The sequence below is a fragment of the Dactylosporangium vinaceum genome (assembly GCF_019904175.1).
Classification (GTDB): Bacteria; Actinomycetota; Actinomycetes; order Mycobacteriales; family Micromonosporaceae; genus Dactylosporangium; species Dactylosporangium vinaceum.
Genome location: NZ_CP061913.1, coordinates 1,074,983 through 1,097,666, shown reverse-complemented (window position 1 = coordinate 1,097,666; position 22,684 = coordinate 1,074,983). Strand labels below are relative to the sequence as shown.

The following is a 22,684-nucleotide window of genomic DNA, read 5'->3' as shown; positions in this document are numbered from 1 at the left end:
CGGTGCGCCGCTAGGACGGCGGCTCCTCGCGCAGTGCGGCGAGGAGCGCCTCGTATTCGTCGTCCACCAGCTCGGGCGCCTGCAACTGGCGGGGAGTGCCCTCCACCTGCGGCGGCACCGCCAGCTCGTCGCCGCTGACCCCCAGCTCCGCCAGCTTGCGGGCCGTCACCAGCACCCGCGCCTCCAGTGAACCGACGGCGCGGTTGTAGGAGGTCACCGCCGTGGCGAGCGACGTCCCGACCTTGCTCAGGTGATCGCCCATCGTGCTCAACCGCGCGTACAACTCCCGCCCGGTCTGATGGACGGCGAGCGCGTTTGTCGTCAGCGAGTCCTGCCGCCACGCGTAGGCGACGGTCCGCAGCAGCGCGACAAGGGTGGAAGGCGTGGCCAGGATCACGTTGCGCGCGAAGGCGTGGTCGAGGAGGCCGGGATCGTGCTGGAGGGCGGCGTCCAGGAACGTGTCGGCCGGCACGAACATGACCACGAACTCCGGCGTCGGCTCGAACGCGGTCCAGTAGGTCTTCGCGGACAGCGCCTCGACGTGCGCCCGGACGTGCTTGGCGTGCTGGGTCAGGCGGGCGGTGCGGGACTGCTCGTCGGGGGACTCCAGCGCGGTGAGGTATGCCTCGAGCGGCGCCTTCGCGTCGACGACGACCTGGCGGCCACCGTGCAGCCGGATGATCAGGTCGGGCCGGACCACGCCGTTGTCGGTGGCCGCGCTCACCTGCTCGTCGAAGTCGCAGTGCTCCAGCATGCCCGCGGCCTCGACGATGCGGCGCAGCTGCTGCTCGCCCCAGCGGCCCCGGACGGTGGGCGCGCGCAGGGCCGAGACCAGGCGCTTCGTCTCGGTGCGCAGCTCGCCGGAGACCTCGTGCATGGCCCGGACCTGCTCGCGCAGCGACTCGTAGGCCCCGACGCGGTCGCGCTCCAGCTCGTTGACCCGGCGCTCGTATCGCAGCAGCGCCTCCTGCAACGGCGTCACCGCGTCGGCCACGGCGTCCTGGGTCTGGCCCCGGGCCTCGAGCGTCAGGCTGCGCAGCGACGCCTCCAGCCGCGCCTCGCCGTCCCGGGTCGCCTGGAGCGTCGCCTCGAGCTTGGCCAGGTCGACGGCCGAGCGGGAACGGGCGACGTACCAACCCAGGGCGGCACCGAGCAGAAGGCCGACGATCAGCAGGACCAGATCCACGGTATTCAGCATGCCGTAGGGGTATGACAGAAACCGGTACCGTCGAAGGCATGAGTTTCTCGTCCTGGTTGGAGTGGTGACGGTGTTCGGCTTCGGGCGCAGGAAGCGAGAGGCGCAGCAGCTGGCCGATGCGCGGGAGGAGGCCCTGCGCTGGTACGAGCGCCTCGGCGGGCAGCTCATGAACCTCTCGGGCGACCAGACGGCGGTCAAGCAGGCCCTGGTGGACGCGAGTGAGCGCTACAACGCGGCCGGCGGGCAGCTCGAGCGCGCGACGAGCCTCAAGCAGTACGACCTCGCCCGGGAGACCGCGCTGGAGGGGCTGGCGTACATCCGCGCGGCCCGCACCGCGATGGGTCTCGACCCCGGCCCCGACCTGCCGCCGCTGGCCGGTGCGCGCGCGGGGCAGATCACCAAGGAGCGCGAGGTCTCGGTCCAGGGCCACTCGTATCGGGCGAGCCCGCAGCCCAGCAACGCGACCCCCTACTACTACCCCGGCGGCGGCGTGGCCGGCCGCGGCGTCCCCGGCGGCTGGTACTCCGAGCCCTGGTGGAAGACGGCCCTGGTCGCCGGCGCCTGGGGCATCGGCTCGGTCCTGGTGTTCGACGCCCTCTTCGACAACTCCTTCGGCGACCACGGCTACGACGCCGCCTACAACGCGGGCTTCGACCAGGGCCAGGACGCCGGCTTCGACCAGGGCTACGACCAGGGCTACGACGACGGTGACGGCGACGGCGGGGACTACGACGGCGACGGCGGCGACTACGGCGACGCGGGCTTCGGCGACGGCGGCGACTTCGGCGGAGACTTCGGCGGCGATTTCTAGCAGCGGCGACCCGTCACGACGAAAGGCCCTGGGATCCCCCAGGGCCTTTCCCGTCAGTACCGCAACCCGCTACGACAGCGTCTGCGCGACCTCGGCCGCCCGGGCCGCCGCCGCGGCCTTCATGTCCCGCTTGAGCTCCTGCGGCAGCGAGAACACCAGCTTCTCCTGCGCGGTCGTGATCTCGGCCACGTCGTTGTATCCGCGCTGCGCCAGGAAGTCGAGGACCTCCATGACCAGCTCGTCCGGCACGGAGGCGCCCGACGTGACGCCCACCGTGGAGGCGTCGGTGAGCCACTCCTCCTGGATCTCCGAGGCGTAGTCGATCAGGTATCCGGCCCGAGCCCCGGCGTCCACCGCGACCTCGCGCAGCCGCTGCGAGTTCGACGAGTTCTGTGAGCCGACGACCAGCACGATGTCGCAGTCGGGCGCCATCGCCTTCACCGCGTCCTGGCGGTTGGAGGTCGCGTAGCAGATGTCGTCGCTCGGCGGGGACATCAGCAGCGGCAGGCGCTGCTTGAGCCGCGCGACAGTCTCCAGCGTCTCGTCGACCGACAGCGTGGTCTGCGACAGCCACACCACCTTCTCCGGGTCCCGGACCGTCACCTTGTCGGCGCCGTCGGGCCCGTCGACGAGCTGGATGTGCGCGGGCGCCTCACCCGTGGTCCCGATGACCTCCTCGTGGCCCTCGTGGCCGATGAGGAGGATGTCGTAGTCGTCCGCGGCGAACCGGCGGGCCTCCTGGTGGACCTTCGTGACGAGCGGGCAGGTGGCGTCGATGGCGCGCAGGGCGCGGGCCTTGGCCTGGTCGTGCACCTCGGGGGCCACGCCGTGGGCCGAGAAGACCACGATCGCGCCCTCGGGCACTTCCTCGTTCTCCTCGACGAATATCGCGCCCTTGCCCTGCAGCGTGCTGACCACGTGCTTGTTGTGCACGATCTCCTTGCGCACGTAGATCGGCGCGCCGTAGAGCTTCAGCGCCTCCTCGACCGTCTGGACCGCGCGGTCCACACCGGCGCAGTAGCCGCGGGGCTTGGCGAGCAGGACGCGCTTCGAAGCAGTCACCCCGCCATGGTACGTGCCGGTGACCCGCCCGCCCCGGGCCGAAGCAGCGGCAGCGACGCCGCCAGCACGGCGAGCCCGGCGCACACGCTCACCACCGTGGCCAGGGTCCCCCAGGGCATGACGAGCGTCACAGGGGAACCGATCTCATCCTGCAGGCCGGCCCGGGACTCGAACAGCGCCGGTACCGCCACGGCCAGCCCGAGCAGTGACCCCATCAGCACCGAGAGCAACGCCTCGCTCACCACGACCCGGAGCGTCTGCCCGGTCGTCGCGCCGGCCCGGTGCAGGGTGACGAACTCCGGCCGCCGCGCGTTCGTGGCCATGAGCAGCGTGTTCGCCACCGCCAGGCCGGTGAACCCGACCGAGATCCCGAGCAGCACCTGCAGGAACAGGTCGATGAGGTCACCCTCCTCGGCCGCCTCCCGCTCGACGTACGACCGGGCCGTCATCACGATCGCGCCCGGTGACTGCACGAAACCGCCCGCGAGGTACACGACATCGGTGAGGGCGGCGGGGTCGTGCCGGCGGACCAGGTCCCGTGGCAGCGACACCCAGTCCTGCGCGGCGACGGAGGTCACCGTGACCGGCTCGACCGCACCATCGGCGAACCGCAGCGCAACCGGCTCGCCCACCTTCCAGCCCCGGCCCGCGGGGGCGACGACGTCCGCGGACGCGGTGCCGACGGCGTCGAGGGGCTCACCCGAGGCCAGGTACACCGTGCTGGCCAGCTCCGACCGGCCGGGCTGGGCCCGCACCGCCGCCTCGGACAGACCAGGCACGTTGTCGGCCCGGGCCGCCACCGCCGACTCCGGGATCCTGGCCGTGTCCTCGACGCCGGTGGCCTCGTCCGCGGTCTGGAACGTGCCGACGAGCAGCACCGCAAACCCCACGGCGGCCAGCACCGGCGCCGCCGTCGACCCCACCCGCCGGGCCGACACCCGTGCGCCCTCGCGCACCAGCAGGCCTGTCGCGCCGCGCCGGGCGGGCCAGGTGACCAGGCGGACCAGCGGCACCACGAAGACGGGCGCGAGCAGTGCGGCCCCGACCAGCAGCACCATCGCCGAACCCAGCACGATCGTGGGCTTCTGCTCAGCGCTCGCCCCCGGCAGCAGCAGCGCCAGCGCACCGCCGGACAGGACCGCCCCGCCACCGGTCAGCCACCGCGCGAGCGTCATCGGACGGGGTTCGGCCGCGGCCACCCGCAGCGCCTCGAGCGCCGGCACCCGCGCCGCCCGCCGGGCCGACAGCCACACCCCGGCCGCCGCCACGACGAGCCCGACCCCGACCGCCACCAGCGGCGCCCACCAGATGAACCCGACCCGAAACCCGCCCGGCTCCAGCCCGGTCGCCACGAACGGTCCGGCCAGCAGCGGCGCGAGCCCGGCCCCGGCCAGCGCGCCGGGCACCCCGGCTCCGACCCCGACCAGCAGCGCCTCGGCCAGCAGCATCCGCCGCACCTGCCCCGGTGTGGCCCCCACCGCCCGGAGCAGCCCCAGCTCCCGGCGCCGCTGGGTGGCGGAGAACGCACAGGTCGAGGCCACGACGAAGATCGCCACGAAGGTGCCGACGAACACCACGGCGATGATCAGCTGGGCGCCGATCCAGCGGGTGCTGCGGTCGGCCTCCGGCTCGGCCGCTCCCCGCGCGTCACCGGTCAGCGCCGTCCCCAGATCGCCGAGCACCGCCGGCAGCCGCCCCGCCACCTCGGCCGCGTCCGCACCGGGGGCGAGGCCGAGGGCGATGAACCGGGGGCCGCCGGCCAGGGCGTCCGCAGTGGCGTCGGCAACGTAGAAGCCGGCCCGGTCAGCGGTGCCGGTCACGGTCCACGTCGCCGGCCCGGCCGCCGTCACGACCGCAACGGTCCCGCCGACGGGAACACCGAGCGCCGCGTCCACCACGACCTCGCCCGGCTCGGACGGCGCCGCCCCGGACGTCAGCCCGGGCGAGCGGAACCGGGCCTCCGCCCACGGCCGTCCACTGTGGAGTGCGTCGCGGCGGTCCCCCGCCGGGCGGCCGTCCACGAGCCGCTGCACGTAGAACGGGCGGTCCGGGACGGCCGCGGCGACGCCCGGCACCCGGGACAGGGCCGTCGTGAGCCGGTCGAGCTCCTGCGCCGACCACGGGCGGTAGGTCGGGAACCCGCCGTCGGGCGGGTCGAAGCGCGGCGCGGCCACGATCACCGGCGCTCCCGCGAGGGCGTCGGGCACCCGCGGCTGCGCGGCCGCCCAGACCGAGAGGCTGCCCGACAGCACGGCCACGCCCAGGAACAGTGCGACGAATGTGCCGAGGAAGAGGCTCCAGCGGTACCGGATCATGCTCAGGCTCACTGCTCTGCCCCCGTCTCCAGGTGGGCCATCCGGGCGGCGATCTGCTCCGCACCGCGGGGTTCGCGCAGCTCGTCGACGATGCGGCCGTCGGCCAGGAAGAGGACCCGGTCGGCGTGGGCGGCGGCGAGCGGGTCGTGGGTGACCATCACGACGGTCTGGGCGTGCCGGTCGACGGCGGTGCGCAGGAGCCGCAGCACCTCGCGGGAGGAGGCGTTGTCCAGGGCGCCGGTCGGCTCGTCGGCGAACAGCACCGCGGGGCCCGTGACAAGCGCGCGGGCGATCGCGACGCGCTGCTGCTGGCCGCCCGAGAGCTCGCCGGGGCGGTGCCGGGCCCGGTCGGCCAGCCCGACCTCGGCGAGCACCGCGGCGACCTGGCCCGGTGCGGCCCGGCGGCCGGCCAGGCGCAGCGGCAGCTCGACGTTCTGCTCGGCGCTGAGCGCGGCGACCAGGTTGAACGACTGGAAGACGAAGCCGACCCGGTCCCGGCGCAGCCGGGTGAGCGCCTTCTCCGACAGGGGTGTCAGGTCGACGCCGTCGATGAGCACCTTGCCGCCGGTGGCCCGGTCGAGCCCGGCCGCGCAGTGCAGCAGCGTCGACTTGCCGGAGCCGGACGGGCCCATGACCGCGGTGAAACTGGCCGGGGCGAACTTGACGGAAACGTCGTCGAGGGCGGTGACCGAATGCTCACCGGTGCCGTAGCGGCGGGTCACCGACCACAGCTCGACCGCCTGGTGTGTCTGCAGCGTCGTCATCACACCGTTGATCGAAGCCGCTGCGCGGCCCGGACACAGTCGCGTGGCGGTGAGAACGGCCCGTAACGCCAGCACTACCGCGGCCGGGGTCCGGCGCCGGTACGGTCGGCAGCATGCAGCCCGGATCGGTCATGGACGCGCTGCGGCTGCCCCCGGTGCGGTTCCTGACGTCGTGGTGGCCGTGGCGATCGCTGCTGTACCTGGCCAGCGGCGGCGCGCTCGGCCTGGCCGCCGGTGCGGTGCTGCTCGGCCTGCTGCTCGCCGGCGCGGTGCTCACCGTCGTGGTGATCGGGCTCGCCGGGTTCCTCGCCGCGGCGCTGTCCGGCATCGTTGTCGCCCGGATCGAGCGGCGCCGCCTGCGGATGGTCGACGACGTGCGGCTCACCGACCCGCACCGCCGCCCTGACCGGCCGGGTCTGCGTCAGTGGGTCCGCACCCGGCTGCGCGAGCCCGCGACCTGGCGGGAGCTCGGCTACACGATGCTCATGGTCACGGCCCTGTGCTGGCTCGACGGCATGGTCGTGACGCTCTGGTTCTGGATCGTGGCCGCGCTCGTCGGCGGCCCGTTCTACGTCGAGGCGGGCACCCCGGTCGAGCTGATCGTCATGATGACGGTCGCCGGCGTGACCCTCGGGATCATCCTGCTGTATCCGATGAGCGCCTGGGCCGCCGCCCGCGCCGCAATCACCCAGGCCGTCCTGGGCCCGCGCATGGAGATGGACGCCGAGCTGACCGAGGTCGCGCGCTCGCGGGCCCGGCTCGTCGACGCGTTCGAGGTCGAGCGCCGCCGCATCGAACGCGACCTGCACGACGGCGCCCAGCAGCGGCTGCTCGCGCTGTCCATGCAGCTCGGGCTGGCCCGGCTGGAGCTGCCCGACGGCGCACCGGGCGCGGAGCCGGTGGCCCGGGCCCACGACCTCGCCAAGGAAGCGCTTTCCGAGCTGCGGGAGCTCATCCGCGGCGTACACCCGAAAATTCTGTCCGACCGAGGGCTGCACGCCGCGCTCCTGGAGGTCGCCGACCGGGCTCCGCTCCCGGTGGACGTCGACGCGGCGCTGCCGGATCGCCTGCCCGGCGGCGTGGAGGCGTGCGCGTACTTCGTCGTCGTCGAAGCCCTCGCCAACGTCGCCAAGCACAGCGACGCCTCGCGGGCCCGGGTCGTCGCGTCGCTCTCCCGGAGCCGGTTGACGGTGCAGGTGCGCGACGACGGCCGCGGGGGTGCCGACCCGGCGCGCGGGAGCGGGCTGTCCGGGCTGGCCGACCGGGTGGCCGCCGCGGGCGGGACGGTGGCGCTGGCGAGCCCGGTGGGAGGGCCTACGGTATTACACGTGGAGCTCCCTTGCGTGTAGTGATTGCGGAAGACGGCGTCCTCATCCGTGAGGGGATCGCGGGGCTGCTGCGGCGGTTCGGGCACGAGGTGGTCGCGGCCGTCGGCGACCCGGACGCGCTCGTCGGGGCGGTGCACGAGCACCGGCCGGACCTGGTCGTCACCGATGTGCGGATGCCACCGGGGTTCAGCGACGAGGGCCTGCAGGCGGCGATCCGGCTGCGCGCCGAGGACCCGGCGCTGCCGGTGCTGGTGCTGAGCCAGTACATCGAGCAGACGTACGCCGCCGAGCTGCTGGAGTCGGGCCGCCGCGCCGGGGTCGGCTACCTGCTCAAGGACCGCATCGGCGACGTGACCGAGTTCGCCGACGCCGTCGACCGGGTCGCTGCCGGCCACACGGTCGTCGACCCGGAGGTCGTCGGGCAGTTGCTCGGCCGCCGCCGCGACCCGCTGACCCGCCTCACCCCCCGCGAGCGCGAGGTCCTGGCCCTGATGGCCGAGGGCCGCTCGAACGCCGCGATCGCCCGCACGCTCGTCGTCTCCGAGGCGGCCGTGGCCAAGCACATCAACGGCCTGCTGGCGAAGCTCGACCTGCCGCCCGACGACGACGTCCACCGCCGGGTCCGCGCGGTCCTCGCCTACCTCCGCGGGTAGCACGGGCGCAACCCGCCGCCGGCGCCGCCCGCCGCCCGTCCCTGAGCTCGCCCGGCCGCGTGGCTAATGTGGGCCAATGACTGACGAGGCGTCGAGCAGCGAGAAGCCCTGGCCGGTCCGCGTCGTCAGCCAGAAGATCGGGCAGTGGATCGGCCGCCTGGGCTGGATCTGGGTCGACGGGCAGGTCGCGCAGGTGACCCGCCGGCCGGGTACCAACACGGTGTTCCTCACCCTGCGCGACCCGTCGGCCGACCTCAGCCTGACCGTCACCACCAACCGCGACGTGATGGACCTCGGCGCCCCCAACCTGACCGACGGCGCCCGCATTGTGGTGCACGCCCGCCCCGAGTTCTACGCCGCGCGCGGATCGCTCAGCCTGCGCGCCGACGAGATCCGCCAGGTCGGCGTGGGCGAGCTGCTGGCCCGTCTGGAGCAGCTGAAGAAGCTGCTGGCCGCCGAGGGGCTGTTCGCCCGGGAGCGCAAGCGCCGCCTGCCCTTCCTGCCCCGCCGCATCGGGCTCGTCACCGGCCGGGCCAGCGCCGCGGAGCGGGACGTCCTCACCAACGCCCGGCGCCGGTGGCCGACGATCGACTTCCGGGTCATCAACGTCGCCGTGCAGGGCCCCTCGGCGGTACCGCAGATCGTCGACGCCCTCGCGGTGCTGGACCGCGACGACACGATCGACGTCATCGTCATCGCGCGCGGAGGGGGCTCGATCGAGGACCTGCTCCCGTTCTCCGACGAGGCCCTGTGCCGGGCGGTCTTCGCCTGCCGCACGCCTGTCGTGTCGGCGATCGGGCACGAGACGGACGTGCCGCTGCTGGACTTCGTGGCCGATCTGCGCGCCTCGACGCCGACGGACGCCGCGAAGCGCATCGTGCCCGACCTGGGCGACGAGGTGCGCCTGATCGGCCAGGCCAAGCAGCGCCTCGACCGCTCCCTGCGGGGCCTGCTGGACCGCGAGCAGCACCGCCTCGACGCCCTGCGCTCCCGCCCGTCGATCGCCCGCCCGCTCACCATTGTCGACAGCCGCGCCACCGAGGTCACCGCCCTGCGGGCCCGGGCCACCCGCAACCTCCGGCACCGCCTGGACCGCGCCGGCACCGAGCTCGAGCACACCCTGGCCCGCCTGCGCACGCTGTCACCGTCGGCCACCCTCCAGCGCGGCTACGCGATCGTCCAGCGCGCCGACGGCGCCGTGGTCCGCGCCCCCGCGGACGTCGCCCCGGACGAGCGGCTCCGCATCCGCCTGGCCGAGGGCGAGCTCACCGCCACCGCCGACCGATCGCCCGGCGCGGTGTAGGGCCGCAGCGCGCCCGGGGTGGTGCCGGTGGACCGCTCGAAAGTGGGGTGACTTCCGGGCATTTATGGGAGAGAATGTCGTTCCGGCCCGGTTCCGGGCATTTTCGGCCGGAAGGACACGTGTGTCGCGACGTCTCCAGAACTACATGCTGGCCAGCGCGAAGAAGGGCCGCGACGTCGTCCGGGCCGGGCCGTTCACGGTGACCATCACCGGGCATGACCCGAACGTGTACGTCAACTACGCCGTTCCGGACGCCGACGCCGACCCGACCGCCGCCGATGTCGAGGCACTGATCGCCGCGTTCACCAGCCGCGGGCGCACGCCCCGCCTCGAGTACCTGCCGAGCCTCGCGCCGCGGGTCGAGCCGGCCCTTGTCGACGCGGGCTTCACCGTGGCCGACCGGCTGCCCATCATGGAGTGCCGCCCGGAGACCTTGATCGACAGGGCCGACCCGCCCGGCTTCGAGCTCATCACCCCCGTCACCGACGAGGACACCGAGGCCATGCTGGCCGCCCAGCACGAGGCGTTCGGCGAGGCGCCCCCGACGCCGCAGCACGTGGCCTCCACCCGGGCCAAGGCCGCCGCCGGGCACATCCACCTGCTGGCCCGCGAGGCCGCCACCGGCACCGCCGCGGGCGGGGGCGTGGCCGTGGCCGTCCGCGACGGCATCAGCGAGGTCGCCGGCATCGCCGTCCGCCCGCAGTACGAGCGCCGCGGTCTCGGTGCCGGCCTCACCCACCACCTGACCCGGTCCGCCTTCGACGCGGGCGCGACGCTGACGTTCCTCACTCCGGCGGGCGATGCCCAGGAACGCGTGTACGCCCGCGTCGGCTACCGGCGGGGCGACTCCGTGCTGTTCCTGTCGTACTCAGCCTGACGCCCGTGCCGTTCCCGTCGCGGACGCGGCGGGCGGCGTGTGGTTGAGTGGAGCCCGTGACCGAGGCGAAGGCGAAGACCACGGCGGAGACGCTGACGTACGAGCAGGCGCGCGCCGAGCTGGCCACCGTCGTCGAGCGGCTGGAGTCCGGCGGGTCCACGCTCGAGGAGTCACTGGCTCTGTGGGAGCGCGGTGAGGAGCTGGCCGCGGTCTGCCAGCGCTGGCTCGACGCCGCCCGGGCCCGCCTCACCCCGCCGGAGTCCTGAGCCGGCCACCGGCCCGCCCGGCCCGTTCGCCGGCGCGCTGCGGTGCCGCGCCGGCCGCCCGGGTGCGGACCGGGTGCGCTCACCGCAGGCCGATGTAGCGGGCCTGGGCGCGCATCTGGTGGTCGAAGAACTCGGCCGGGTGGTTGATGGTGTTGCGCATCTGACCGAAGATCTCGAAGCTCACCTGGCCGAAGAGGGTGACCCAGGCCGACAGGGCGCGGGCGACGGTCTCCAGGCGCACGGACGGGGCGATGACCGCACAGACCCGTTTGAGGTTCTCGACCGAGTCGGGTGGCGGGAGCGGGTCGTCGATGCGGTCCAGGGTGTCGGACTCGGCCGCGTCCTGCAGAATCCGGCCCAGGACCGTCACCGCGCGGATGCCGGCGGCCACGGTGTCCTCCGGGGCGTGGTAGCCGGGGACCGGGCTGCCGTAGATGAGGGCGTACTCGTGCGGGTGCGCCACGGCCCAGTCGCGGACGGCGTGGGCCAGGGCGAGCCAGCGGTCGGCCGGGGCCTGTGGCGGCACGAGGGAGACGGCGTGCTCGGCCGTTTCGCCGAGCGCGTTGTAGGCGTCCAGGATCAGGGCGGTCAGCAGGTCGTCGCGGCTGGGGAAGTACCGGTAGATCGCCGAGCTCACCATGCCCAGGTCCCGGGCCACGGCGCGCAGGGACAGGTTGGCGCCCTCGGTCTGCAGGTGGCGGCGGGCGGTCTCCTTGATCTCGTCCGTCATCTCGGCGCGGACGCGGGCCCGGATGGAGTTCGCCTTCATGGCCCAATCATCACACACGCTCCGAACCGAGAGCAGTGCTCTTGCCAGCCAGCGCCGCACCGTGCTCCAATGTGAGAGCACCGCTCTCGCTATGGAGCGGTGAACACGCCAGGAGGGCGGAGACATGCACGTCATCGTGGGAGCGGGCTCGGTCGGCGGTGCGGTGGCGCTGGAGCTGGCCGGGAGCGGAGAGCACGTCACGCTCGTCACCCGCAGCGGGGGCGGCCCCGCACACCCGCTGGTCCGGCGGGTGGCGGCCGACGCCGGGGACGCCGACGCGCTGGCCCGGATCGCGCAGGGGGCCGCGGTGATCTACAACTGCGCGAACCCGCAGTACTTCGAGTGGCCCACGGCCTGGCCGCCGATGCACAACGCGATGCTGCGGGCGGCCCGGGAGCACGGGGCGGTGCTCGCGATCACGGCGCCGCTGTACGGGTACGGGCACGTGGACCGGCCGATGACCGAGGACATGCCGCTGGCCGCGAAGACCGTCAAGGGGCGGGTGCGCGCACAGATGTGGCTCGACGCGCTGGCCTCGGGCGTGCGGACGGTCGAGGTGCGCTCGTCGGACTGGATCGGGCCGAAGTTCTCGCTGATCTCCGCCGCGCTGCCCGCCATGCGCCGGGGAAAGACGGTGTGGGTGCCGGCGCCGGTGGATGTGCCGCACTCGTACACGTACACCGGCGACGCCGCGCGCACCCTCGTCGCCCTGGCCCGCGACCCGCGCGCCTGGGGTCGGGCCTGGCACACCCCCTCGCCGCCGGCGACCACCGCGCGGCGGCTCCTCACCCGGGTCGCCGAGCTGGCCGGGCTGCCCGCGCCGACCCTGCGGGTGTACCCGAAGACGGTGTTGCGCGCGGCCGGCCTGTGGGACAGGTTCGCCAAGGAGTTCGTCGAGGTCCGCTACCAGCACGACCGCCCGTTCGTGGTCGACTCGTCGCGGGTGACGAGCGAGTTCGGCCTGACCGCGACCCCGCTCGACGACGCCATCCGCGAGACGCTCAAGCACGCGTAGGCGCGCCGGCGCCTGGGCCGGCCGGCTCGCCCGAGCGCCCCGCCGACCGGCTCAGCGGCCGGCGGGGCGCGGTGCGCTACGAGAAGTCGACAAGGGAGTACGCGCGCAGCTTCTCCAGGCGGTGGAAGGAGTCGATCCAGCGGATGGTGCCGGAGCGGGAGCGCATGACGATGGACTGGGTGTACGCGCCGCCAGAGCGGTAACGGACGCCCTTGAGCAGGTCGCCGCTCGTCACACCCGTGGCGCAGAAGAACATGTTGTCGCCGCTCACCAGGTCGTCGGTGTGCAGGACGCGCCCCAGGTCGTGGCCCGCGGCCAGGGCCTTCTCGCGCTCCGCAGCGTCGCGCGGCCACAGCTTGGCCTGGATGGCGCCGCCCATGCACTTCAGCGCCACCGCCGCCACGATGCCCTCGGGGGTGCCGCCGATGCCCATGAGGACGTCGGTCTCGCTGTTCTCCCGGGCCGCGCTTATCGCGCCCGCGATGTCGCCGTCGGAGATGAAGCGGATGCGGGCGCCGGCCTGGCGTACCTCCTGGACGAGCGCCGAGTGCCGCGGACGGTCCAGGATGCAGACCGTCAGCTCCGACACGCTGGAGCGCTTCACCTTGGCGATCCGGCGCAGGTTCTCCGCGACGCCCGCGTCGATGTCCACGACGTCGGCGCAGTCGGGGCCCACGGCCAGTTTCTCCATGTAGAACACCGCCGACGGGTCGAACATCGCGCCCCGCTCGGCGACCGCCAGCACGGCCAGGGCGTTCGGCATGCCCTTGCTCATGAGGGTGGTGCCGTCGACCGGGTCGACCGCCACGTCCACCTCGGGGCCGGTGCCGTCGCCCACGCTCTCGCCGTTGTAGAGCATCGGCGCGTTGTCCTTCTCACCCTCGCCGATCACCACCGTGCCGCGCATGGGCAGCGAGTTGATCAGCAGGCGCATCGCGTCGACGGCCGCACCGTCGCCGCCGTTCTTGTCTCCCCGGCCGACCCAGCGGCCCGCGGCCATCGCCGCCGCCTCCGTCACGCGGACGAGGTCAAGGGCCAGGTTCCGGTCCATCTCACGACTCATTCATGCACTCCTGTCAGGTGGCACAGGCCGTGTCGGTCATGACACAGTCGGCCGACTGCGGCTTCGCGCCTCGTTGCGTGAGTGTGTCCACCGCCATTCATCCTGGCAGCAATCTGTTCGTCGCGACCTGTCAAGATGGTCACGTGGGAAGCCCGACACAGCAGGAAGCTCCGCGCGCCCCGAAGGCCCGCCGGCCCAGGGACATGGCGCTGTCCATGCTGGTCCTGATCATCCCGGTGTTCCTGATCGTGGCGTTCTACCGGTATCTCGGCCACGAGGATCCGCCGGTCGTCGACACCACCGAGGTGTACGGCTCGGTCCAGCGCGCCGGCCGGTTCGAGCTGCTGCGGCCCGAGGGGCTCGCCGACGGGTGGCGGATCGCCTCGGCCACCTACACCGACGGCATCCTGCGCATCGGGATCACGGCACCGGACAGCGGCGCCCTGCAGCTCGTCGAAAGTGCCGACCCGGCGGCTGTACTCGTCCCCGCCATCGTCGGCAAGACGCCCCACGACGACGGGCCGGCGACAATCGCCGGGGCCCAGTGGCACCGCTGGTCCGAGGGCCGCCCGGGTGAGCGCGCGATCGTGCGGACCGACGGCAACCGCACGGTGATCATCGTCGGCCACGCGAAGCAGGACCAGCTCGACCAGCTGGCCGGCAGCCTCAGAGCGTAGGCAGCGGCAGCCCGAACCCGACTGTCGTCCCGGAGCCCTCGATCGACTCCAGGGCGATCCAGCCTCCGTGCGCCTCGACGACCGCCTTCGCGATGGCCAGCCCGAGTCCGCTGCCCTTGATGGCCCTGCGCTGCGCATCGGCGGTGCGGAAGAAGCGCTGGAAGATCATCCCTTGCTCGGCCTCGGGGATGCCGGTGCCGGTGTCGCGGACCCACAGGACGACCTCGCCGTCGCGCTCGCGGCCCGTGATCGTCACGGCGCCGGCCGGGTCGGTGAACTTCACGGCGTTGTCGAGCAGGTTGAGTATCACCCGCTCCAGCTGCTCGGCGTCGCCCTGCACGGCCGGGATGTACTCGTCCACGTCGACGGCCAGGCGCAGCCCCGCGGTCTGCATCGCGGGGCGGATCGCCTCGCAGGCCGCGTCGACCAACCGGCGCAGGCGGACCGGGCCCAGCTCCAGGGTGAGGGTGCCCGACTCGATGCGGGAGAACGTGAGCAGGTCCTCGATCAGGTCCAGCAGGCGGCGGCCGTTGCGGTCGATGATGCCGACGATCCTGCGCTCGGCCGGGCCGAGGGCCGTCGCGTCGCTGTCGGCCAGGATCTCGGTGTATCCGCGGATGGAGGTCAGCGGCGTGCGCAGCTCGTGCGAGACGGTCGCCACGAACTCGCTCTTGAGCCGGTCGAGCTCCTGGAGGTCGCTGTTGCTGCGGGCCAGCTTCTCGGCCAGGCGCTGGAGGGCCGCCTCGGCCCGGCGCCTGTCGCTGACGTCGGCGAACTGGTGGACCACGCCGGCCGGGTCGCCGCCGATCAGCCCGGCCGAGTACTGCCCCCACAGCATCGTGCCGTCGCTGCGGCGCAGCCGCAGCTCCTTCGTCACCGTGTCGGCCTCGCCGGCGACGAGCCGCTTGAGCCGCTCCTCGACAAGCGGCCGGTCGTCGGCGTAGATCATGTCGGGCAGGAACGCGGCCGGCTCCAGCCCCGTCATCCCGGCCAGCGCCTGGTTGACCTGGAGCACCCGGCCGGCCAGGTCGGTGACGGCCATGCCGACCGGCGCATAGTCGAACGCGGCCCGGAGCGTCTGCTCGGCCCGATGGCGCTCGGCGAGCAGGCGGCGCTGGGCCAGGGCGTGCTCGACCGCCGGGCCCAGCCGGCCCAGCCGGTCCTTGAGCAGGTAGTCGACGGCCCCTTGGCGCAGCGCGCCGACGCACGCCTCCTCGCTCGGCGCGCCGCTCACGACGATGACCGGGATGTCCAGGCCCGCCGCGGTCAGCTCCTCGAGGGCCTCCAGCGCGCTGAACTGCGGCAGCGAGCAGTCGGCCAGGATGACGTCGGGCGGCCCGCCGGCGAGCGCGGCCCGGAACCCCTCACGGGTGTCGACCCGGCTGCACTCCAGCGTGAGCCCGGCCCGGCTCAGCTCGAGGGTGAGCAGCTCGGCGTCGGCCACGTCGTCCTCGACGAGCAGCACCCGGCTCACCGCACCGCCTCCAGTTCGCGCGCGAAGACCGGCAGCGTGAAGTAGAACGTCGCGCCCGCACCCGGTGTCGCCTCGGCCCAGATCTCGCCGCCGTGGCGGTGCACGATCCGGTGCGCGAGAGCCAGGCCGATGCCGGTGCCCTCGTACTCCTCGTCCCGGTGCAGCCGCTGGAAGACCTTGAACAGCTTTCCGGCGTGCCGCATGTCGAACCCGGCACCGTTGTCGCGCACGAAGTACGTCGCTTCCCCCGCGGCGGTGACGTTGTGCCCGACCTCGATTCGGGCCGGCTGCACGTCCCGGGTGTACTTCACCGCGTTGCCGAGAAGATTGGCGATCACGTGCCGGACCAGCCGCGGGTCGCCGAGCGCATCGGGCAGCTCGCCGACGACCAGCTCGATCGCCCGGTCGCCGCGCTCGACGGCGAGCTCGTCCCATGCCTCGGCCACCAGCTCGGCCAGGCCGACCCGGCCCGTCCCCAGCTCCTGGCGCTGGAGCCGGGAGAAGGCCAGCAGCCCGTCGATGAGCTCCCCCATCTGCTGCGCCCCGGCCCGGATGCGCGCCACGTACCGCCGGCCCGGCTCGTCCAGCGCCGCCTCGTAGTCCAGGGCGAGCATCTTGGCGAACCCGTCGACCGCGCGCAGCGGCGCCCGCAGGTCGTGCGACACGCTGTAGGAGAACGACTCCAGCTCCGCGTTGGCCTCGCGCAGATCGGCCGTGCGCTCGTCGATGCGCTGCTCCAGATCGGCGTTGAGCCGCTCGATGACCTGCTCGGCCTGCTTGCGCTCGGTGGCGTCCTGGCTGACGGTGACGAAGCCGCGGACCGAGCCGTCCGGATGGCGCACCGCGGAGACCAGGCCGTGCGCCCAGAACCGGGTGCCGTCCCGGCGCACCTGCGGACCGTCGAGCTCGGCCCGGCCCCGCTCGGCGGCCTGGGCGAGCACCCGCTCGGGCCGGCCCTCGGCCTGGTCGTCGGCGGTGAACAGCCGCGCATAGTTCGTGCCGATCGTCTCGTCGCCGCGGTACCCGTTGAGCCGCTCGGCGTTCGCCGACCAGCTGACGATCGTCCCCTCCGGGTCGAGCATGTAGATCGCGTAGTCCCGCGCCCCGTCCAGCAGCACCTGGAGCAGCTCCTCGGACCCGCGCAGCTGCTCCTCGGCGGCGTGCCGGTCGGTGATGTCGCGCATGACGGCGACGGCGCCGGGGGTCTCGCGGTCGGGCAGGAGCGTGCGGCGGCGGATCTCGATCCGGCGGCCGGCCATCACGCACTCGACGAGCGACTCGGTGCCCGGGGGTCCGCCGCTGTGGTTGCGATACTTGGTGACGCCGTCGGCCTCGCGCATGTCCAGCAGCTCCGGCCACTCCGACGCCGGGCGCTGCGACGCCTCCGGCCCGAGGATCGCCCGCGCGGTCGGGTTCAGCCAGGCCGCGTTGCCGTCCCCGTCGATCACCGCCACGCCGTCGGTGATCGTGTCCAGGACCGCGCTGAGCAGCGTCGTCTGCGAGCGCGCGGTGGCCTCGGCCGCCCGCCGCTCGGCGGTGGCCTCCTCGGCCCGCTCCTCGGCCCGCCGCCGCGAGGTGGCGAGCGTGGCCACGAGCAGCGCCGTCACCAGCGTGAGCGCCGCCCCGGCGAAGAACATCCCGTCGTCGAGGTGCCCGTCGGCTCCCACCAGCCGGCCGCTGTCGATCGCCACCCGCAGCTGCCACTGTTTGTCGGCCACCTGCACCTCGGCCGTGCGCCGCAGGTCGGAGCCGCGCGGCGCCCGGCGGGCGAGGGCGGCGATGGTCCGCAGCTCGGTCCCGGCGTACGCGGTCAGCGCGACGTTCGGCAGCTCACGGGCCGGCTGGAGCATCGTGTCGCCGAAGAAGTCCTGCACGCGGACGGTCAGCTGGAGGTACCCCCGCAGCGCCCCGGTCTTCTGCTCCACGACCCGCTGCACCAGAGCGACGGTCTGCGGCTGCGGCTGGGCCACGCTCGCCCCGTCCCGCAGCGCCACGTACGGCTCCGAGGCCGCCGGCAGCCCGGTCCGCTCCGCCCGCAGCACGGCGTCGTCGACCTGGGCAACGCCCGCCAGGTCCCGGCCGGCCCGTTCACCGCCGGGCTGCCGCACGTCGAGCGCCCGCCCGAGCACGGCGAAGTAGTGGTCGGTGGCCCCCGGCGCCGGCGTGAGGCGCAGATCGGGCACGCCCCGGGCGCGCCACGACGCCTGCGTGTCAGCGATACCCGCATCCTGGACCGGAACGACGTACTCGACCCCGGCCGCCCCCGGCAGCCAGAGCTGCCCGAGCGGCTGCGTCACGGTGGTGAAGGACCCGGCGTCGAGCGAGGGCAGCGCCTCGAGCCCGCCGGCCGCGAGCTGGAGCGCATCGACGTAGCGCTGCGCCCCCGCCGCCACCGCATCCTGCGCCGCCGCGGTCCGGCGATCGAGCGCCTGATCGGCCCGGTCCCGCTCGACCCGGTGCATGAGCAGCCCCGCACCGCCGGACATCAGCAGGCCGAGGAGCACCACGCCGATGACCTGCAGACGGACGCCCACCACACCCTGTCCCATCGGCGGCGCGCTTCGGTGGTTGAGAAGTTGCCGGACGGCCACTGCCGCTCTGCCGGACGCGGCGCGCCACGCTCCGCTCGACATATCGGATCCAGCGCCTGACGACCGACAAGTCCGAAATATGACTCTAGCCCGGACGCCCGGCCGCCGCCCGCCATACACGCTGCGGCCGGCGACCCGGTTCGGGCGATTTCGCACCGGACCGCGCTGCCCCGCGCCCGCCGGCCGCGGGTGGTGGCGGTGCCGCGCTCGCCGGGCCGGGGTGGGTCAGCCGTTGTCGGACGAGTGGCCCGGGAAGAGGTGGGCGGCCGGGTCGATGGCGATGGCGGCGTTGTTCACGGCGGTTGCGGCCTCGCCGAAGCCGACCGCGATCAGGCGGACCTTGCCGCTGTACTCGCTGATGTCACCGGCCGCGAAGACCCGCGGCCGGTTCGTGGCCGTGGTGCTGTCCACGCGGATGTGGCGCTTGTCCAGCTCCAGGCCCCAGTTCGCCAGCGGGCCCAGGTCGGCGGTGAAGCCCAGCGCGGCCACCACCGTGTCGGCCGGGAGCGTGCGCGGTTCGCAGCCCCGGACGGCCACCTCCACACCGGCGACACGCCGCTCGCCGTGGAGCTTGGTGACCTCGGCGTTGACGACGAGGTCGATCGGCAGGGCCTGGACCCGGGCGACGGTCGAGGCGTGCGCCCGGAACCTGTCGCGGCGGTGGACCAGGGTGACGGAGCGGGCGATGGGCTGCAGGGCCAGGGCCCAGTCGAACGCGGAGTCGCCGCCGCCCACGATGACGACGTCGTGGCCGGCCAGGTCGGCCAGGTGGGGCACGAAGAAGACCAGGCCCTCGCCGGTGAAGCCGGCGGCCGCGGGCAGGGGGCGCGCCGTGAAGCTGCCCAGGCCGCCGGTGATGAGGACCGCTCCGCAGTGCAGGGTCTCGCCGTCGGAGAGCGTGAGCACCGGGCGCTCGCCGGCGTAGGTCAGGGCTTCAGCGCGTACACCCAGCAGGTATTGAGGATTGAACTGCGCGGCCTGCTCGACCAGGTTGGCGACGAGATCGCGGCCGCGGACGGCCGGAAAGCCGGCCACGTCGAAGATCATTTTTTCCGGGTACAGCGCGGTGACCTGGCCGCCGGGTTCGGGCAGCGCGTCGATGACCGCCGTCGAGAGGCCGCGGAAGCCCGCGTAGTAGGCGGCGAACAGGCCGGCCGGGCCCGCGCCGACGATGGCGAGGTCCACTGCTCTGGACATGAGCAGACGCTACGACAGCTCCGGGCCCAGGGATAGTGGCTCGGGGTCCTCGACGGCGCGCGGGCGGCGGCGGCGGAAGATGACCGCCGCGACCAGGCCGGCCAGAAACCCGCACAGGTGGCCCTGCCAGGACACGTCCGGGTCACCGGGCAGGACGCCGAAGAGCTGCCAGCCGTAGAGCAGGCCCACCAGGAGGCCGACCCCGATGTACCAGAGCCGCCGGCCCACGACACCGCGCATCAGGATGACGCCGAGGTATCCGAAGATGACGGCGCTGGCCCCGACCACGATCGTGTTGGCGTCGCCCAGGAACCAGACGCCGACGCCGGCGACGATCGCGATGAACGCGGTCGTGAACCAGAACCGGGCGCCGCCGTCGGCGAGCACGAACGTGCCCAGCAGGATCAGCGGGACGCTGTTGGCCAGGACGTGGTCGAAGCTCGCGTGCAGGAACGGCGCGAAGACGATGCCGTCGAGGCCGTCGAGGTGGTGGGGCCGGATGCCGCCCTCCTGGTCGAGGCGGTTGCCGCTGAGCCGGTCGAGCAGTTCGATGAGGAACAGCACCGGCACGACGGCGCACATCGCCACGAAGGCCCGCCCGATTGACGCGTAGAACGCCTCGGTGCCGAACCGCGTCGGGTCGGCCTGCCGGTCGCCGTCGAAAGCCACGCCCAAAGTGGTAACAGAGACACGCCGCCCCCGCCACACGAGATTTCCGTGGCGGGGGCGGCGTATCGATCAGGCTCAGTAGTAGTGGTGGCTCTGCCAGTAGCTCCAGGCGCCACAGGGGCTCTGGTACTTACCCTTGATGTAGCTGAGCCCCCAGCGGATCTGGGTCTCCGGATTGGTCCTCCAGTCGGCGCCGGCCGAGGACATCTTGCTGCCCGGATTGGCCTGCGGGATGCCGTAGGCCCCGCTCGGGTTGGCCGCCTTGGGGTTCCAGCCGCTTTCCTTGTCCCACATGTTCGCCAGGCACGGCATCTGGTCGAGGCCGAAGCCGGTGCCGAGCAGGACGGCGCAGCCGATCTTCTTGTTGCCCGAGTAGACGTCGCAGGAGGCGGGCACCGGGTACTTCGGCGCAGAGTTCGTGGGCGCCGTGGTCGAGGGCGAGGGCGACCGGGTCTTGCTGCGGCTCGCCTCCTCCTCCGCCTTCTTGCGGGCCTCGTCGTCGGCGGCCTTGGCCTGCGAGGACGCCTCCTCGGCCGCGGCCTGGGCCTTCGCCAGCGCGTCGGCCTCCGCCAGGCTGTTCGGCGAGCGCGTCACCGACGGCGTCGCCGAGGAGGACGAGACGGGGAACGCGGCGGCGTCGGCGGCCTTGACCGTGTCGGGCGACGACGGGTCGTGCTGGGTCTGCAGGACGGCGATCGCGATGCCACCGACGAGACCCGCGAGGATCACGAGGGCGAATACGGCTCGGATGGTGCCGACCCGGTGCCACAGCCGGATCACGGGGGTCATCCATTCGTCGGGGACAGGGAACGGTGCCCGGTTCCGCCCGTCAAAGGCGGAGACGAGCCCGGACGGGGTGTTACCCACCGTCCGGGCCCTTACGCACCGTGAGCGCCTGATGCCCACTTGCGTGGCGTCATGCGCTCGAACCCCACCATCGCCTAGTCCGTTCGCGAGTGAGAACCCGAACGCCACCACTTGTGATGTTAATCACGCCATAATTCGGGCGGTTGCCCTCAAGTCCGGCCGGCAACCGCCGATGATCACCGCTCGAACGGCAGGTCCTCCAGCAGATCCGTGACCACTTCGGCGATCGGCGAACGCTCCGAACGGGTGAGGGTCACGTGTGCGAAGAGCGGATGGCCCTTGAGCGCCTCGATCACCGCGGCGATACCGTCGTGCCGGCCGACGCGGAGGTTGTCACGCTGCGCGACGTCATGCGTGAGCACCACCCGCGAGTTGCTGCCGATGCGCGACAGGACCGTCAGCAGTACCCCACGCTCGAGCGACTGGGCCTCATCGACGATCACGTACGCGTCGTGAAGACTGCGGCCCCGGATGTGCGTCAGCGGGAGCACCTCGAGCATGCCCCGGGCCGCGACCTCCTCCATGACGTTGTCGTGGACGAGCGCGCCGAGCGTGTCGAAGACGGCCTGCGCCCAGGGCGACATCTTCTCCGACTCGCTGCCGGGCAGGTAGCCGAGCTCCTGGCCGCCCACCGCGTACAGGGGCCGGAACACGACGACCTTCTTGTGCTTGCGCCGCTCCATGACCGCGTCGAGCCCCGCGCACAGCGCCAGCGCCGACTTGCCGGTGCCGGCCCGGCCGCCGAGCGAGACGATCCCGACCGAGTCGTCCATGAGCAGGTCAAGGGCCACCCGCTGCTCCGCCGAACGGCCGCGCAGCCCGAACGCCTCCCGGTCGCCGCGCACCAGCCGCACCGACTTGTCGATGCCGACCCGGCCCAGGGCGGACCCGTTCTGCGACGTGAGCACCAGGCCGGTGTGCACCGGCAGGTCTCCGGCGCCGTCGAGGTCGACGGACTCCCCGGCGTACAGCCGCTTGACCTCGGCCTCCGAGACGCCCAGCTCGACCATGCCGGTCCAGGTGTGGTCCCCGGCCGGCCCCGGCTGATACTCGTCCGCGGCCAGACCCACCGCGGCCGCCTTGACCCGCAGCGGCATGTCCTTGGTGACGAGCAGGACGTCCTTGCCCTCCGCCTGCAGCGCCAGCGCGACGGCGAGAATCCGCGCGTCGTCGGTGTCGGCCCGGAACCCGGCCGGCAGCACCTGCTGGTTGGCGTGGTTGAGCTCGACCCGCAGCGTGCCGCCGGCGTCGGTCAGCGGAATCGGCTCGTCCAGCCGCCCGTGTTTGGCCCGCAGCTCGTCCAGGAAGCGCAGCGAGCGCCGCGCGAAGTAACCCAGCTCGGGATGGTGCCGCTTGCCCTCCAACTCGGAGATGACGACGAGCGGCAGCACGACGTCGTGCTCGCCGAACCTGAGAAACGCGCCAGGGTCGGAGATCAGCACTGACGTGTCGAGCACGAAGGTGCGCCGGGCGGGAACGGGGAGCGGGGTCTCCTCGGCCTTCTTCCGGGCTCGCCGGACGGCCTTGGCGGGCTGCGCGGGCTGCTCAGGTGCGGCAGCTGGCGCCGGCTCCGCGGAGGTGGAAGAGGAGGAGGCTGAGGGACTACGGCGAACGGCCACGTTATCTCCGGGGGCGGGCACCTCGCCGCCCGCACTCGCGTCCTCCGACGCCCGCACGGGGTCGGGTGCTTGGCCCCGTGGCTTCACATGCGTTCGCTCGGTCCGGGCCTCGGATGCCGGGGAAAACCCCCGCCACAGCAATGACGCTAACTGGTGCCGGCAAAAT

General features: G+C 73.2%; 20 protein-coding genes. 8 read left to right on the top strand and 12 right to left on the bottom strand.

The annotated features are described in order from the left end of the window. Window positions 1-10: 10 nt before the first annotated feature. The gene (locus Dvina_RS05050; RefSeq protein WP_223101183.1) at window positions 11-1,198 is read right to left on the bottom strand and encodes a DNA recombination protein RmuC; all 1,188 of its coding nucleotides are present in this window, start codon (window positions 1,196-1,198) and stop codon (window positions 11-13) included. 61 nt (window positions 1,199-1,259) lie between these two features. Between Dvina_RS05050 and Dvina_RS05045 the strand changes: the two genes are divergently transcribed. Next, window positions 1,260-2,009 (top strand): hypothetical protein, encoded by a 750-nt coding sequence (locus tag Dvina_RS05045; protein ID WP_380030415.1) that lies wholly within the window; start codon window positions 1,260-1,262, stop codon window positions 2,007-2,009. A 69-nt stretch (window positions 2,010-2,078) separates the two neighbouring features. On the opposite strand, the gene Dvina_RS05040 is transcribed toward Dvina_RS05045, so the two are convergent. From Dvina_RS05040 to Dvina_RS05030, 3 genes are read right to left on the bottom strand one after another with little or no spacing between them, the layout of a single operon-like run. Then, window positions 2,079-3,071 carry a 4-hydroxy-3-methylbut-2-enyl diphosphate reductase gene (locus Dvina_RS05040; RefSeq protein ID WP_223101182.1) on the bottom strand — a complete coding sequence of 331 codons (993 nt, stop codon included), beginning with the start codon at window positions 3,069-3,071 and terminating at the stop codon, window positions 2,079-2,081. Further along, entirely contained in the window at window positions 3,068-5,386 is a 2,319-nt protein-coding gene (locus tag Dvina_RS05035; RefSeq protein WP_223101181.1) for an ABC transporter permease, read from the bottom strand. Before Dvina_RS05035 ends, Dvina_RS05040 begins: the two co-directional genes overlap by 4 nt. Window positions 5,387-5,394: 8 nt before the next feature. Beyond that, entirely contained in the window at window positions 5,395-6,150 is a 756-nt protein-coding gene (locus tag Dvina_RS05030) for an ABC transporter ATP-binding protein (protein ID WP_223101180.1), read from the bottom strand. Window positions 6,151-6,263: 113 nt separating this feature from the next. Between Dvina_RS05030 and Dvina_RS05025 the strand changes: the two genes are divergently transcribed. The 5 genes from Dvina_RS05025 to Dvina_RS05005 all read left to right on the top strand — a co-directional run bounded on the left by Dvina_RS05025 (window position 6,264) and on the right by Dvina_RS05005 (window position 10,577). Beyond that, entirely contained in the window at window positions 6,264-7,499 is a 1,236-nt protein-coding gene (locus Dvina_RS05025; RefSeq protein WP_223101179.1) for a sensor histidine kinase, read from the top strand. Then, a complete protein-coding gene (locus tag Dvina_RS05020) occupies window positions 7,490-8,131 on the top strand; it encodes a response regulator (protein ID WP_246656040.1) in 642 nt (213 codons plus the stop codon). The genes Dvina_RS05025 and Dvina_RS05020 overlap by 10 nt, the downstream gene beginning before the upstream one ends. Window positions 8,132-8,207: 76 nt before the next feature. Beyond that, entirely contained in the window at window positions 8,208-9,434 is a 1,227-nt protein-coding gene (gene xseA, locus Dvina_RS05015) for an exodeoxyribonuclease VII large subunit (RefSeq protein ID WP_223101178.1), read from the top strand. Window positions 9,435-9,555: 121 nt separating this feature from the next. Continuing rightward, window positions 9,556-10,311: a GNAT family N-acetyltransferase gene (locus Dvina_RS05010; RefSeq protein ID WP_223101177.1), complete on the top strand. Its 756-nt coding sequence runs from the start codon at window positions 9,556-9,558 to the stop codon at window positions 10,309-10,311. Between the two features lie 56 nt (window positions 10,312-10,367). Beyond that, window positions 10,368-10,577: an exodeoxyribonuclease VII small subunit gene (locus tag Dvina_RS05005; RefSeq protein WP_223101176.1), complete on the top strand. Its 210-nt coding sequence runs from the start codon at window positions 10,368-10,370 to the stop codon at window positions 10,575-10,577. A gap of 79 nt (window positions 10,578-10,656) precedes the next feature. Here Dvina_RS05005 and Dvina_RS05000 read toward each other — a convergent pair whose 3' ends face one another. Next, window positions 10,657-11,346, bottom strand: coding sequence for a TetR/AcrR family transcriptional regulator (locus Dvina_RS05000; protein WP_223101175.1), 690 nt, complete (start codon window positions 11,344-11,346; stop codon window positions 10,657-10,659). Between the two features lie 124 nt (window positions 11,347-11,470). Between Dvina_RS05000 and Dvina_RS04995 the strand changes: the two genes are divergently transcribed. Continuing rightward, entirely contained in the window at window positions 11,471-12,361 is an 891-nt protein-coding gene (locus tag Dvina_RS04995) for an NAD-dependent epimerase/dehydratase family protein (protein ID WP_223101174.1), read from the top strand. Window positions 12,362-12,437: 76 nt separating this feature from the next. Here the strand turns inward: Dvina_RS04995 and glpX are convergent, their stop codons facing one another. Next, the gene (glpX, locus tag Dvina_RS04990) at window positions 12,438-13,424 is read right to left on the bottom strand and encodes a class II fructose-bisphosphatase (RefSeq protein WP_223101173.1); all 987 of its coding nucleotides are present in this window, start codon (window positions 13,422-13,424) and stop codon (window positions 12,438-12,440) included. A 143-nt stretch (window positions 13,425-13,567) separates the two neighbouring features. Here glpX and Dvina_RS04985 point away from each other — a divergent pair, with 143 nt between their 5' ends. Then, on the top strand, window positions 13,568-14,101 hold the full coding sequence (locus Dvina_RS04985) for a DUF4245 domain-containing protein (protein WP_223101172.1): 534 nt from the start codon (window positions 13,568-13,570) through the stop codon (window positions 14,099-14,101). Here Dvina_RS04985 and Dvina_RS04980 read toward each other — a convergent pair. The 6 genes from Dvina_RS04980 to phoH2 form a co-directional block, all read right to left on the bottom strand. Next, on the bottom strand, window positions 14,091-15,575 hold the full coding sequence (locus tag Dvina_RS04980) for an ATP-binding response regulator (RefSeq protein WP_223101171.1): 1,485 nt from the start codon (window positions 15,573-15,575) through the stop codon (window positions 14,091-14,093). The two genes, Dvina_RS04985 and Dvina_RS04980, sit on opposite strands and share 11 nt — an antisense overlap. Further along, window positions 15,572-18,109, bottom strand: coding sequence for a PAS domain S-box protein (locus Dvina_RS04975; protein ID WP_223101170.1), 2,538 nt, complete (start codon window positions 18,107-18,109; stop codon window positions 15,572-15,574). The genes Dvina_RS04980 and Dvina_RS04975 overlap by 4 nt, the downstream gene beginning before the upstream one ends. 282 nt (window positions 18,110-18,391) lie before the next feature. After that, the gene (locus Dvina_RS04970) at window positions 18,392-19,363 is read right to left on the bottom strand and encodes an NAD(P)/FAD-dependent oxidoreductase (RefSeq protein ID WP_223101169.1); all 972 of its coding nucleotides are present in this window, start codon (window positions 19,361-19,363) and stop codon (window positions 18,392-18,394) included. Between the two features lie 9 nt (window positions 19,364-19,372). Further along, window positions 19,373-20,032 (bottom strand): rhomboid family intramembrane serine protease, encoded by a 660-nt coding sequence (locus Dvina_RS04965; protein ID WP_246656039.1) that lies wholly within the window; start codon window positions 20,030-20,032, stop codon window positions 19,373-19,375. Between the two features lie 75 nt (window positions 20,033-20,107). Beyond that, window positions 20,108-20,821, bottom strand: coding sequence for an aggregation-promoting factor C-terminal-like domain-containing protein (locus tag Dvina_RS04960; protein ID WP_246656038.1), 714 nt, complete (start codon window positions 20,819-20,821; stop codon window positions 20,108-20,110). A gap of 254 nt (window positions 20,822-21,075) precedes the next feature. After that, window positions 21,076-22,518, bottom strand: a complete 1,443-nt coding sequence (gene phoH2, locus Dvina_RS04955; RefSeq protein WP_223101167.1) for an RNA 5'-3' helicase PhoH2 — start codon at window positions 22,516-22,518, stop codon at window positions 21,076-21,078. Between the last annotated feature and the right edge of the window lie 166 nt (window positions 22,519-22,684).